The sequence below is a fragment of the Photorhabdus sp. RM96S genome (assembly GCF_042879335.1).
GTDB lineage: Bacteria > Pseudomonadota > Gammaproteobacteria > Enterobacterales > Enterobacteriaceae > Photorhabdus > Photorhabdus kayaii.
In genome coordinates this window covers 1-218 of sequence record NZ_JBHFKT010000321.1, presented here as the reverse complement: position 1 = coordinate 218, position 218 = coordinate 1, and the positions used below count along the sequence as shown (strand labels likewise).

The following is a 218-nucleotide window of genomic DNA, read 5'->3' as shown; positions in this document are numbered from 1 at the left end:
TTGAAAACATAAAGATTACCTCAAGTCGTGTTTGTTATTGAGATCAATCTATGAGGAAAAAGTTCAATAACGAGGGGGCAGGTTAAAATATTTGTGTAGGAAAGACAGGTGTCGGTCAGGGCGGTGAGCTGCTGTTGCAGCGGCCGGTAAAGGCCCAGCCAGCTGCCGGTCAGGACAAACGCCCCCAGTAAGAGACCCAGGCCGAACCCCTGTAGTGC

At 50.5% G+C, this 218-nt stretch carries 1 protein-coding gene; it reads right to left on the bottom strand.

Going from position 1 to position 218, the window contains the following annotated elements; genetic code table 11:
* Positions 1–20: 20 nt before the first annotated feature.
* Positions 21–218: hypothetical protein (locus tag ACGF49_RS25525; protein WP_387493655.1), on the bottom strand; the 198-nt coding region annotated here is incomplete at its 5' end.